Origin of the sequence: Yersinia entomophaga, from assembly GCF_001656035.1 — a bacterium.
Lineage (GTDB): Bacteria > Pseudomonadota > Gammaproteobacteria > Enterobacterales > Enterobacteriaceae > Yersinia > Yersinia entomophaga.
In genome coordinates, this window is the sequence record NZ_CP010029.1 from 1,676,465 (window position 1) to 1,690,023 (window position 13,559).

Consider the following 13,559-nt stretch of genomic DNA (forward strand, 5'->3'; position numbering starts at 1 on the left):
TAAAAAACCCCCGGACCTTTCGGTGCGGGGGTTCTCTTGTGATTAAGGCTTGATTTTTATGCCTTTCTTCGTCCAAGTGCAGCCCCGCACGGTGGGATAATAATCACCACCACGCTAATTAGGACTAGGTTAATCACTTGGACGAAAGCTTTCATAATCGGTTGTTCACATGTCTGTTGTCGAACGAATACCTACAGAGTTATCACAGTTATTATCGCTATGACAATATTTTTTTAAAAAGTCATTTTGTGACCCAAGACTACAATTGCAATAATTGTGTTAATTATCAAACGATAAAACCGATATTTCTTTCCCTGATTTTTGTACAGAAAATTTACGCTTAACGTCCCCATGCTTAAAAAAATGTCAGAGATACTTTTGCACTGAGCCTGAAATTTCTTCATAACCGAGACGTTTTTACGATAGGCCACGCAAAATTCATGTCTTCCCTCGTAATCAAAACGATAGTTTTCGCGCCTTCTCGCAGGCTAAACACCACCCTAATGACAAAAAAACTCAATTCGGCAAGATACCAAACATCAGAAGGGGGAAAACTATGTCACTGGCCGTCATCCATACCCGCGCTTCCATTGGCGTACAAGCACCTCCAGTCACCGTTGAAGTGCACATTAGCAACGGGTTACCGGGGCTGACATTAGTCGGATTACCCGAAACAACGGTGAAAGAAGCGCGGGATAGGGTACGTAGCGCCTTATTAAACAGTGGATTTACCTTTCCGGCTAAACGGATTACCGTCAGTCTGGCGCCAGCAGACTTACCCAAAGAAGGTGGTCGCTACGATTTGCCAATAGCCTTAGCCATCCTCGCAGCCTCAGAGCAGATCCCCGTAGATAAGCTAGGTCAATATGAGTTTCTTGGTGAACTCGCCCTGTCAGGCGGTTTACGCAGCGTTAGCGGCGCTATTTCAGCCGCTCTGGCCAGTACAGGCGCCTCTCGTCTGTTAATACTGCCCTGCGCCAATGAAATGGAAGTTGGCTTAATCGTCAAAGGAAACAGTTTGGTTGCAGAGCATCTTCTGGCTGTTTGCGGTTTTCTGCGTGGAGAAGGCTCACTTTCCTCCCCAAAACAAGCAAGTGATTGGCAGGAATGGGATAACACACTCGACCTGCAGGATATTATCGGCCAGCAACAGGCTAAACGCGCACTGGAAGTCGCCGCTGCCGGAGGACATAACTTACTGTTACTTGGGCCACCTGGCACCGGGAAAACGATGTTAGCCAGCCGATTAAATGGTTTACTGCCACCCTTAAGCAATCAGGAAGCACTGGAAACTGCCACCGTAGCCAGCTTACTGCAAGGGCATCAGGCTCCCACGCATTGGTGCAAGCGCCCATTTAGATCACCACACCATAGTGCATCAATGGCAGCGTTAATTGGCGGCGGTTCCATACCTCGTCCCGGAGAGATCTCGCTGGCACACAACGGCGTGTTATTTTTGGATGAACTGCCTGAATTCGAGCGCAAGGTACTGGACTCATTACGGGAACCCTTAGAATCTGGCGAAGTGGTTATCTCGCGAGCAACGGCAAAAGTGTGTTTCCCGGCCAAAATACAGCTTATCGCCGCGATGAACCCCAGCCCCAGTGGACATTATCAGGGGCGACACAATCGCGCACAGCCACAGCAAATACTGCGTTACCTTGCCAAATTATCCGGCCCATTCCTCGATAGATTTGATTTATCCATTGAAGTGCCATTGCTACCGAAAGGTTTATTGAGGATGCAAAAAAATAGCGGGGAAGATAGCGCAACCGTCAGGCAGAGAGTATTACAGGCAAGAGAAAAACAATTGCATCGTTCAGGAAAGATAAATGCCCAACTCAACAGCAAAGAGGTTGCTCGATTTTGTGCGGTCACGCCGCAAGACGCACAATTTCTTGAACAAGTGCTGCTGAAGCTCGGTTTATCCGTACGAGCCTGGCATAGAATTTTGAAAGTCGCGCGCACGCTGGCCGATTTGGCACAACAGGATGACATTCAAAAGCCACACATTTCTGAAGCCTTGAGCTATCGTTGTATGGATCGTTTACTGTTACAGCTACACAAAGCGTTGACGTAAAAATGGGGCTTTCGCCCCATTTCTATTAGTCATCGCTATCGACATAGTCTTCCGTTGCATCTGCCTGCGGTTTACCGCCAGACAGCGTATGGAAGCGCTTTGGACGCCGGATTCGGGTGATGTATTTGGACCACACTTTTTCCGCATCGCTAACAGGCTCGCGCTCGCCACGACAAACGGCAACAAACAGTTGCTCTTCTTCGTTTGCTGGCTCACGTTTGCCTAAATCCAGCTCGTTGAAAGCATAGCCATGGCGCTCTAGCAATTGCGCCTCTTTAATGGTGAAATCACCGTGACGCGAGAACCCGCGAGGATAGTGTTTGTTATCAAAAAAACGATTGGTTGTGATGAAGCTATCCGCCATCTGACACGCTCCTAATTCTGTCATGGTCGTGCTGTTTATGGCGCGGAGTATTAGATAGGCTTGACATCGTGTAAAACAAAACATTTAAATCTTAACGACAAAAAAAATTGGAGATAGGTGTGGACACCGAATTACTGAAAACCTTTTTGGAGGTCAGTAGAACCCGCCACTTTGGCCGCGCAGCGGAATCTTTATACTTAACACAGTCAGCAGTGAGTTTTCGAATCCGTCAGTTGGAAAATCAATTAGGTGCAAGTTTATTCACTCGCCACCGGAATAATATTCGTCTGACGCCAGCCGGCGAACGTTTGGTGCCCTACGCAGAAACCTTGATGAATACCTGGCAGTTGGCCAAGAAGGAGGTCATACACTCTCTTCAGCATACTGAGCTATCGATTGGCGCAACGGCATCACTATGGGAAGCCTATCTCACTCCATGGTTACAGACACTCTATCTCCAACGAGAAGGGCTGCGACTCGAAGCTCGTATTGCGTTACGCCAGTCTTTAGTGAAGCAATTGCATGAACGGCAACTCGACCTTTTAATCACTACCGAGCCGCCCAAAATGGACGAATTAGCCAGCCAACTGTTAGGGAATTTTTCATTGCGGCTTTTTTCATCAGGTCAGCAAGATAAAACCGAAGAAATGCCGTATATAAAACTGGAGTGGGGGGCAGATTTTCATCAACAGGAAAATCGCCTGTTAGACCATGAGCAAATGCCAGTTCTGACAACGACTTCTGCCCATTTGACGCGACAACTCTTAGACACGACTGGCGGCTGTGCATTTTTACCTGAGCATTGGCAAAAAGATTACCCGCAGCTTGTTGCTAACCCGGAGATCCCCGCAATAGTGAGGCCTATGTACGCGGTGTGGCTACAAAATAGCGATCAGCAGATATTAATCCGCCAATTATTAAAAACTCCGATGAATAACGCCACTGAAGGGGCCACACGGAGTTAATCGAGAAACGCTTAGCCCATGATTGCGGAATCATATAAAAAGCTCTCATTGCCTTCTGGGCGGCAATAAAGCGCAATGACAGAACGGCAATGGTCATCTTCCCCACCATGAACCGACAGTACCGCGAAAGAGAACATAACCCAGGATTAAGTTCTAAATCAGCACGCTAAACAGCGTGCCAACACCCTAGTTAATTAGGTTGCCATCTATCACCATCGCTGCGAGCACATTCTATTCTGCTTCGCTGAGAAACAACGCTTAGCCTATCGAGATGGCAGGAAGTGAAAGTAATTTCAGATAATCTAGCGAGCATTCTGGATAGCATATAGACCTCTGTACTGATGTATTTGTATCCGTACGAATCTCCCCATTCCAGAGCGACTATTTCCATCAATCGCGCAAACGTGGCGCCCAAAATACGGGGAAAAATACCAAAGCCGCGGCTAACAGCATAATCATTGCTAAGGGTGTAAAATAGTTTCTATAGTGAATACAGTGCAACCAAGCTATCCAATCATGGGAATAACGAACTGGGAACCAATGAACGACAGACCAATCTGATTGCACCTAAAGGCAATACTCAACTGACTTGTTGCTGATACCAAACTATCCATAACAGACTGTTTAATATTGTTTTGTGCATTACTATTCGCAATAGACCTGAACAGATATTTCCCGCATAAGTGATTGAATAATAAGAATATTGCCGTTTTAATCCGGCTTCCTCGCCTCGCCATATATCGACAATTGTAAGCGTAATGCCTCGTTTTCTATCATTATGTAAATACTTTCGTTTCCACAAACACCCTGTCTCTTTGAAACCGACGTTAAAAAAATCACGACTGAGAAACAACCTGACCTGCAGTGCATATAGTCGTTACCACACCAGCTGCAAACATTGGTGTCAATTTTCTTATCACAGGGTTCCTTCACGGCACTATCATCTCAAGGTGACAGGTAACATTTCTATATTATTCAAAAAATAAGCAGAGAATTCATAAACAATCTGAGTGGGTCAGAATTGATTCAATCTTTATTGAAGAGAGACAAATGCAGATTATTAATTAATTCTATATACAAGTTATTGTAGTGATAATAAGTAGAATTCCACTATAAATTAACAATGTGCTGTACGAAATTGGCCTTAAAAATGTAATTAATTAACACTGGCTCTTTGAATTTTAAGATTATTTAATATATTTAACGAGAAAATGAGGGCTACTTCGGCGGGATACGAATGAAAATCAGACAATAACAGGAGGTCAGGAGGTCAGGAGGTCAGGAGGTCAGGAGGTCAGGAGGTCAGGAGGTCAGGAGGTCAGGAGGTCAGGAGGTCAGGAGGTCAGGAGGTCAGGAGGTCAGGAGGTCAGGAGGTCAGGAGGTCAGGAGGTCAGGGTAATGGATAATAACTGCAAAAGTGTAGCTTTTATTTGTTTGATCCAAATAAAAAACCCCTCGCTTTCGCGAAGGGTTATTTATTTGGCAGGGGCGGAGAGACTCGAACTCCCAACACCCGGTTTTGGAGACCGGTGCTCTACCAATTGAACTACGCCCCTAAAAGAGGGTGGCGGAACGGACGGGGCTCGAACCCGCGACCCCCTGCGTGACAGGCAGGTATTCTAACCAACTGAACTACCGCTCCACCGATTCTGTTACTTATACTTCCGTATATATTCCCGTTAGGGCCAGCATGTCCTTGCTGTTTAGCCACCAGATGTCACTCTGATAACTTGTGTTTGATGCCTGGCAGTGTCCTACTCTCGCATGGGGAGACCCCACACTACCATCGGCGCTACGGCGTTTCACTTCTGAGTTCGGCATGGGATCAGGTGGGACCACCGCGCTATTGCCGCCAGGCAAATTCTGTTTCAATCAACCCGCCACGTGATTTACACCACACAGCCAGTCAATCCAATCTGTTAACAATGCTGAAAATCAAAACGCTCTCTAAAACACCTTCGGTGTTGTAAGGTTAAGCCTCACGGATCATTAGTACTGGTTAGCTCAATGCATCGCTGCACTTACACACCCAGCCTATCAACGTCATAGTCTTTAACGTTCCTTCAGGGGGCTTAAAGCCCCAGGGAAGACTCATCTTGAGGCAAGTTTCGCGCTTAGATGCTTTCAGCGCTTATCTTTTCCGCATTTAGCTACCGGGCAATGCCATTGGCATGACAACCCGAACACCAGTGATGCGTCCACTCCGGTCCTCTCGTACTAGGAGCAGCCCCTCTCAATCTTCCAACGCCCACGGCAGATAGGGACCGAACTGTCTCACGACGTTCTAAACCCAGCTCGCGTACCACTTTAAATGGCGAACAGCCATACCCTTGGGACCTACTTCAGCCCCAGGATGTGATGAGCCGACATCGAGGTGCCAAACACCGCCGTCGATATGAACTCTTGGGCGGTATCAGCCTGTTATCCCCGGAGTACCTTTTATCCGTTGAGCGATGGCCCTTCCATTCAGAACCACCGGATCACTAAGACCTACTTTCGTACCTGCTCGAGCCGTCACTCTCGCAGTCAAGCTAGCTTATGCCTTTGCACTAACCTCACGATGTCCGACCGTGATTAGCTAACCTTCGTGCTCCTCCGTTACTCTTTGGGAGGAGACCGCCCCAGTCAAACTACCCACCAGACACTGTCCTCACCCCAGATTATGGGGCCGAGTTAGAACATCAAACATTAAAGGGTGGTATTTCAAGGTTGGCTCCACGCAGACTGGCGTCCACGCTTCGATGCCTCCCACCTATCCTACACATCAAGGCTCAATGTTCAGTGTCAAGCTATAGTAAAGGTTCACGGGGTCTTTCCGTCTTGCCGCGGGTACACTGCATCTTCACAGCGAGTTCAATTTCACTGAGTCTCGGGTGGAGACAGCCTGGCCATCATTACGCCATTCGTGCAGGTCGGAACTTACCCGACAAGGAATTTCGCTACCTTAGGACCGTTATAGTTACGGCCGCCGTTTACTGGGGCTTCGATCAAGAGCTTCGCCTTGCGGCTGACCCCATCAATTAACCTTCCAGCACCGGGCAGGCGTCACACCGTATACGTCCACTTTCGTGTTTGCACAGTGCTGTGTTTTTATTAAACAGTTGCAGCCAGCTGGTATCTGCGACTGGCTTCAGCTCCGAGAGCAAGTCTCTTCACCTAGCGCCAGCGTGCCTTCTCCCGAAGTTACGGCACCATTTTGCCTAGTTCCTTCACCCGAGTTCTCTCAAGCGCCTGAGTATTCTCTACCTGACCACCTGTGTCGGTTTGGGGTACGATTTAATGTTACCTGATGCTTAGAGGCTTTTCCTGGAAGCTTGGCATCAACTACTTCTGCACCGTAGTGCATCGTCATCACGCCTCAGGGTTGATGGTTTTCCGGATTTACCAGGAATACCCCCCTACACGCTTAAACCGGGACAACCGTCGCCCGGCTAGCCTAGCCTTCTCCGTCCCCCCTTCGCAGTAACACCAAGTACAGGAATATTAACCTGTTTCCCATCGACTACGCTTTTCAGCCTCGCCTTAGGGGTCGACTCACCCTGCCCCGATTAACGTTGGACAGGAACCCTTGGTCTTCCGGCGTGCGGGTTTTTCACCCGCATTATCGTTACTTATGTCAGCATTCGCACTTCTGATACCTCCAGCAGTCCTCACAGACTACCTTCAACGGCTTACAGAACGCTCCCCTACCCAACAACACCTAAGTGTCGCTGCCGCAGCTTCGGTGCATGGTTTAGCCCCGTTACATCTTCCGCGCAGGCCGACTCGACCAGTGAGCTATTACGCTTTCTTTAAATGATGGCTGCTTCTAAGCCAACATCCTGGCTGTCTATGCCTTCCCACATCGTTTCCCACTTAACCATGACTTTGGGACCTTAGCTGGCGGTCTGGGTTGTTTCCCTCTTCACGACGGACGTTAGCACCCGCCGTGTGTCTCCCGTGATAACATTCTTCGGTATTCGGAGTTTGCATCGGTTTGGTAATCCGGGATGGACCCCTAGCCGAAACAGTGCTCTACCCCCGAAGATGAGTTCACGAGGCGCTACCTAAATAGCTTTCGGGGAGAACCAGCTATCTCCCGGTTTGATTGGCCTTTCACCCCCAGCCACAAGTCATCCGCTAATTTTTCAACATTAGTCGGTTCGGTCCTCCAGTTAGTGTTACCCAACCTTCAACCTGCCCATGGCTAGATCACCGGGTTTCGGGTCTATACCTTGCAACTAGACGCCCAGTTAAGACTCGGTTTCCCTACGGCTCCCCTATACGGTTAACCTTGCTACAAAATATAAGTCGCTGACCCATTATACAAAAGGTACGCAGTCACACCACGAAGGTGCTCCCACTGCTTGTACGTACACGGTTTCAGGTTCTATTTCACTCCCCTCGCCGGGGTTCTTTTCGCCTTTCCCTCACGGTACTGGTTCACTATCGGTCAGTCAGGAGTATTTAGCCTTGGAGGATGGTCCCCCCATATTCAGACAGGATGTCACGTGTCCCGCCCTACTCATCGAGTTCACAGCATGTGCATTTTTGTGTACGGGACTATCACCCTGTACCGTGCGACTTTCCAGACGCTTCCACTAACACACAAACTGATTCAGACTCTGGGCTCCTCCCCGTTCGCTCGCCGCTACTAGGGGAATCTCGGTTGATTTCTTTTCCTCGGGGTACTTAGATGTTTCAGTTCCCCCGGTTCGCCTCGTTAGACTATGTATTCATCTAACGATAGTGCAACGAATTGCACTGGGTTTCCCCATTCGGGTATCGTCGGTTGTAACGCTTCATATCAGCTTACCGACGCTTTTCGCAGATTAGCACGCCCTTCATCGCCTCTGACTGCCTAGGCATCCACCGTGTACGCTTAGTCGCTTAACCTCACAACCCGAAGGTGTCTTTCGACATCATCGTGCTGCGATTATTGAGAGACTCTACCTGCAGGTGACTCCTTGTCTCGGTAAATCTACGGAGAGACAAGTTTTAGCTGCAGTGTTTCAATTTTCAGCTTGTTCCAGATTGTTAAAGAGCAATATTTCACAACATACTGTCCACCTTGCGGCAGCAATATATTTTGAAATAGTTTTATATGGTGGAGCTAAGCGGGATCGAACCGCTGACCTCCTGCGTGCAAGGCAGGCGCTCTCCCAGCTGAGCTATAGCCCCATATAAAAAGCAAATACCTTATTGCTGCAACTCATGTCCAGACAAGGCGCAGACACGCACGTTTATTGTTATAAACGAATGTGACGGTAACGCACTACAGGGATGAGTTGGTGGGTCTGAGTGGACTTGAACCACCGACCTCACCCTTATCAGGGGTGCGCTCTAACCACCTGAGCTACAGACCCAACAAGGTACTAAAGCCCGACTAATCTCTCAGCCCGGCCTTATTTGCTCGTTACTTTCTATCAGACAATCTGTGTGGACACTGCGCAATGCGTATCATTAGGTAAGGAGGTGATCCAACCGCAGGTTCCCCTACGGTTACCTTGTTACGACTTCACCCCAGTCATGAATCACAAAGTGGTAAGCGCCCTCCCGAAGGTTAAGCTACCTACTTCTTTTGCAACCCACTCCCATGGTGTGACGGGCGGTGTGTACAAGGCCCGGGAACGTATTCACCGTAGCATTCTGATCTACGATTACTAGCGATTCCGACTTCATGGAGTCGAGTTGCAGACTCCAATCCGGACTACGACAGACTTTATGTGGTCCGCTTGCTCTCGCGAGTTCGCTTCACTTTGTATCTGCCATTGTAGCACGTGTGTAGCCCTACTCGTAAGGGCCATGATGACTTGACGTCATCCCCACCTTCCTCCGGTTTATCACCGGCAGTCTCCCTTGAGTTCCCACCATGACGTGCTGGCAACAAAGGATAAGGGTTGCGCTCGTTGCGGGACTTAACCCAACATTTCACAACACGAGCTGACGACAGCCATGCAGCACCTGTCTCACAGTTCCCGAAGGCACCGAAGCATCTCTGCTACGTTCTGTGGATGTCAAGAGTAGGTAAGGTTCTTCGCGTTGCATCGAATTAAACCACATGCTCCACCGCTTGTGCGGGCCCCCGTCAATTCATTTGAGTTTTAACCTTGCGGCCGTACTCCCCAGGCGGTCGACTTAACGCGTTAGCTCCGGAAGCCACGCCTCAAGGGCACAACCTCCAAGTCGACATCGTTTACAGCGTGGACTACCAGGGTATCTAATCCTGTTTGCTCCCCACGCTTTCGCACCTGAGCGTCAGTCTTTGTCCAGGGGGCCGCCTTCGCCACCGGTATTCCTCCAGATCTCTACGCATTTCACCGCTACACCTGGAATTCTACCCCCCTCTACAAGACTCTAGCTTGCCAGTTTCAAATGCAGTTCCCAAGTTAAGCTCGGGGATTTCACATCTGACTTAACAAACCGCCTGCGTGCGCTTTACGCCCAGTAATTCCGATAAGCGCTTGCACCCTCCGTATTACCGCGGCTGCTGGCACGGAGTTAGCCGGTGCTTCTTCTGCGAGTAACGTCAATCACTTCACGTATTAGGTGAAATGCCTTCCTCCTCGCTGAAAGTGCTTTACAACCCGAAGGCCTTCTTCACACACGCGGCATGGCTGCATCAGGCTTGCGCCCATTGTGCAATATTCCCCACTGCTGCCTCCCGTAGGAGTCTGGACCGTGTCTCAGTTCCAGTGTGGCTGGTCATCCTCTCAGACCAGCTAGGGATCGTCGCCTAGGTGAGCCATTACCCCACCTACTAGCTAATCCCATCTGGGCACATCCGATGGCGTGAGGCCCTAAGGTCCCCCACTTTGCTCTTGCGAGGTTATGCGGTATTAGCTACCGTTTCCAGTAGTTATCCCCCTCCATCAGGCAGTTTCCCAGACATTACTCACCCGTCCGCCGCTCGCCGGCAAAGTAGCAAGCTACTTCCCGCTGCCGCTCGACTTGCATGTGTTAGGCCTGCCGCCAGCGTTCAATCTGAGCCATGATCAAACTCTTCAATTTAAGATTTGTTTGATTTGCTACCGAAGTAGCGATGCTCAAAGATTACTTTCTGCAAATATGCATTCGAACCGAAGTTCAAATGTTTACTGCTTTGGTCACTCTTCAAGACTTGATATTTCTTCTGCCTGCCGAAACAGGCTTTGATATCGTCTTGCGAGTGCCCACACAGATTGTCTGATAAATTGTTAAAGAGCGTTCGTTACCCGTTCGCTTGCGGCGAATCTTACGGTAACGCGGGAGGCAGATAATACGCTTTCCCGCTGAAGTGTCAAGCTTTTCTTTTCAACTTTCGTTTTAAGAACCGGCGTTTCCGCCTGCTTAACACTTCCTGACCCGGCGAAGTTTGTTTCGTTGTTCCCGGTCAGTGGAGGCGCATTATAGGGAGTTCCTGACAGGCTGCAACCCCTAATTTCAAATAATTTTCCAACCGGCTTTTTTTTAGGCAAAACTCCATTAAATTGCGAGTTTTTTCAGCATTGGAAAGCCATAACCCTGTAAAACGGGCAATAAAGCATCAGTATCCGCATCTAACGCCATGCAATAAGCCACATTATCTTCCTGAGTAGAAATGACATTCTCTTGTGAAGAAATCAGCCAGGCAGTTCTGCGGGCAATCGCAGCACCGGAATCAACCATTCGCGTCCCCTCTGGCAACACCTGCGCCAGCTCTTCAGCTAATAGAGGGAAATGAGTACAGCCTAATACCACGGTGTCCGGCGGCTCACGCATACTCAGCCACGGATTAAGGATTTTCTTTAATGCAGAAAGAGGCACTTCCCCACCGTGTAATTTGGTTTCCGCCAGTTCCACCAGCTCAGATGAACCCAACAGCTCGATTTTGCAATCAGTCGCAAAGCGCGCGATCAGATCCAGAGTATATGAACGGTGCACAGTTGCCCGAGTTGCCAATAGCCCAACGACACCATTGCGGGTTAACCGCGCCGCAGGCTTGATTGCGGGTACGACACCAACAACAGGGAAAGAGAAGCGCTCACGTAAAGCTGGGAGGGAAACGGTGCTGGCGGTATTACAGGCGATGACGACAATGGCAAGGGGATGTTGTTGCTGAACCGCAGTGACGATCTCTACTACACGCTCGACAATAAACTCTTCGGACTTCTCTCCATAAGGAAAGGCGACGTTATCGAAAGCATATATATAGTGAAGATCCGGCAGAAGCTGCCGAATCTCTTGGTACACAGACAGCCCGCCGACGCCGGAATCAAAAATCAGCGCCGTCGGACGAATGGAAGTGTCTGCCTTAGAAGTTATAGCTTCCAGTGAAGTAGTATTCGCGTCCTGGGGTTTGGTAGCCATAAACCGTCTCATAATCTTTATCAAACAGGTTGGCGATTCTACCACGAACCGTAAGATGAGAGGTGACTGGATATGACACAGCAAGATCCCACAAGCTTACACCACCGAGTTTTACCGTTCTTTCAGGGTAAACACTGTAGTCTTTGTCATAACGCTGCCCAAGATACTGATAGGTTATAGACCAATCCAAATCAGCAACTTGCCAGTCCAACTGGTATTTAACCTGTTGTTTAGCACGACGAGTCAGAACTTCATTAGTTTCCGCATTGCGTGGATCCAGATATTCCAAAGTAAGCTGATGCGATAACGGTCCGGTATCGAATGAACCTGTCCATTCCACGCCCTTAATGGTGGCTTGATTGACGTTGAAATAGCTACTGGTCAGATTGCTGTAATCAATAAGTTGTTCAATATCATTACGGTAAGCGGACAAGCGCCAGTTTAACGCCCCGGTCAGCCCTTCGATACCCCCTTCCCATTGCTTGCTTTCTTCTGGCTTGAGATTGGCATTACCACCGAAAGCACTATATAGCTGCATCAGGTTAGGGGCTTTATAGGCCGTTCCATAGGAACCGATAAGCCGATAGCCCTCAACAAACTCCCAACCAGCACTGGTTTGCCATGTGGAATGCCAGCCAAATTGGGAATTATCGTCGCTTCGCACTGAGCCTTCCAAGGTAACATCACTAACTTGCTGCTGCCCTGTCAGATAAATACCGGTATTACGCTGTGTAAAATCAGAGGTGGTATTCGAATTGCTACTCTTACGCTCGGTTTTCTGCTCCTGCCAATCAGCTCCAGCGGCGATCGTGCCATTCGCCACCTGGAAAGTATTACCCCACTGTAGGTTATATTGCTCAGCATCGTCTAAAGAGGCGGTAATATCATGGGGGCCAAAGAGTGGGCTGTAATTATAATCTTTGGTGCGGTTATAGCTGGCTATCAGCTGAGAGGCATAAATACCGTTTTTATAGCGTAGCCCCGTATCATAGGTGCGACTAGACAATTTACGCGTATCTATCAGTGCTAATGGGTTACTGAAATTAGCATAGCCGTCATAGTCACTGCGGTTATCGAAACCGTATACACGGGCAAAACCATTAAACTGCTCGTTAAATTGATGCTCTAATCCTGCCCACAGCATTTTTCCCATAAAACCATCGCGGTCAGGCTGACGTGGGCCACCAGCTTCCGGCATCCCCGCTACAATGTCATATCCTTTGGTGTAGGTATAATTACCAGCCAAAGTGATTGTAGTGTCTTCACCCAACTTTTGCTGTGTTGAACCATCGTAGGTTTGATAACCGTGAGAACCCAGCCCTGCAGATAAAGTTGTGCCCGGGTTCTCACGCGCGGTAAGAATGTTAACAACCCCGCCAATCGCATCAGAGCCATATACCGCAGAGCGTGGCCCACGAATATATTCAATACGTTGTACCAACGAAATCGGAATTTGGCTGAGATCCGATGCGCCAGTGATCCCGGCCTGATTTAATCGAACACCGTCGATCAAAACCAGCACATGCCGGGATTCGGTGCCACGGATAAACAACGAGCTACGCTGCCCCATACCACCGTCTTGCGCAATATCAACACCCGGTAAACGGCGTAAAACATCATTAATACTGGTCGCCTGCCAGCGCACAATATCCTCACGGGTTACGATATTCATTGGCGCTAATACGCTGGATATTGGCTGAGGGAAGCGGTTTGCAGTGACCACCATTTGGTCTCTAGTGTCAGAAGAGGTGTTGGAACTGTCTTGCGCCCAGCCAGAAAAGGCTGTCACAGATAGAGCCGTGAACAGCGTATATTTTTTAATTGTCATGAAAAGCATCCAAAC

At 48.9% G+C, this 13,559-nt stretch carries 6 protein-coding genes, 4 tRNA genes and 3 rRNA genes; 2 read left to right on the forward strand and 11 right to left on the reverse strand.

Going from position 1 to position 13,559, the window contains the following annotated elements; genetic code table 11:
* Positions 1-56: 56 nt before the first annotated feature.
* A complete protein-coding gene (gene ilvL, locus PL78_RS19550) occupies positions 57-155 on the reverse strand; it encodes an ilv operon leader peptide (protein WP_071889786.1) in 99 nt (32 codons plus the stop codon).
* Between the two features lie 401 nt (positions 156-556).
* On the opposite strand from ilvL, the gene PL78_RS07650 reads away from it, so the two are divergent.
* Positions 557-2,080, forward strand: coding sequence for a YifB family Mg chelatase-like AAA ATPase (locus PL78_RS07650; RefSeq protein ID WP_064514489.1), 1,524 nt, complete (start codon positions 557-559; stop codon positions 2,078-2,080).
* 25 nt (positions 2,081-2,105) lie between these two features.
* On the opposite strand, the gene PL78_RS07655 is transcribed toward PL78_RS07650, so the two are convergent.
* A complete protein-coding gene (locus tag PL78_RS07655) occupies positions 2,106-2,444 on the reverse strand; it encodes a MaoP family protein (RefSeq protein ID WP_064514491.1) in 339 nt (112 codons plus the stop codon).
* A gap of 119 nt (positions 2,445-2,563) precedes the next feature.
* Between PL78_RS07655 and hdfR the strand changes: the two genes are divergently transcribed.
* On the forward strand, positions 2,564-3,409 hold the full coding sequence (hdfR, locus tag PL78_RS07660) for an HTH-type transcriptional regulator HdfR (protein ID WP_064514494.1): 846 nt from the start codon (positions 2,564-2,566) through the stop codon (positions 3,407-3,409).
* Positions 3,410-4,889: 1,480 nt separating this feature from the next.
* Here the strand turns inward: hdfR and PL78_RS07665 are convergent.
* The 9 genes from PL78_RS07665 to btuB all read right to left on the reverse strand — a co-directional run bounded on the left by PL78_RS07665 (position 4,890) and on the right by btuB (position 13,544).
* Positions 4,890-4,965 (reverse strand) — tRNA-Trp (locus PL78_RS07665).
* A 9-nt stretch (positions 4,966-4,974) separates the two neighbouring features.
* A tRNA-Asp gene (locus PL78_RS07670) sits at positions 4,975-5,051 on the reverse strand.
* A 99-nt stretch (positions 5,052-5,150) separates the two neighbouring features.
* Positions 5,151-5,266, reverse strand: a 5S ribosomal RNA gene (gene rrf / locus PL78_RS07675).
* Positions 5,267-5,377: 111 nt separating this feature from the next.
* Positions 5,378-8,284, reverse strand: a 23S ribosomal RNA gene (locus tag PL78_RS07680).
* 209 nt (positions 8,285-8,493) lie between these two features.
* A tRNA-Ala gene (locus PL78_RS07685) sits at positions 8,494-8,569 on the reverse strand.
* A 108-nt stretch (positions 8,570-8,677) separates the two neighbouring features.
* Positions 8,678-8,754 (reverse strand) — tRNA-Ile (locus PL78_RS07690).
* A 102-nt stretch (positions 8,755-8,856) separates the two neighbouring features.
* Positions 8,857-10,399 (reverse strand): 16S ribosomal RNA (locus tag PL78_RS07695).
* The 16S, 23S and 5S rRNA genes sit together here with 4 tRNA genes alongside, the layout of an rRNA operon.
* A gap of 453 nt (positions 10,400-10,852) precedes the next feature.
* A complete protein-coding gene (gene murI / locus PL78_RS07700) occupies positions 10,853-11,716 on the reverse strand; it encodes a glutamate racemase (protein ID WP_064514496.1) in 864 nt (287 codons plus the stop codon).
* Positions 11,661-13,544, reverse strand: coding sequence for a TonB-dependent vitamin B12 receptor BtuB (gene btuB, locus PL78_RS07705; RefSeq protein WP_064514498.1), 1,884 nt, complete (start codon positions 13,542-13,544; stop codon positions 11,661-11,663). Before btuB ends, murI begins: the two co-directional genes overlap by 56 nt.
* Between the last annotated feature and the right edge of the window lie 15 nt (positions 13,545-13,559).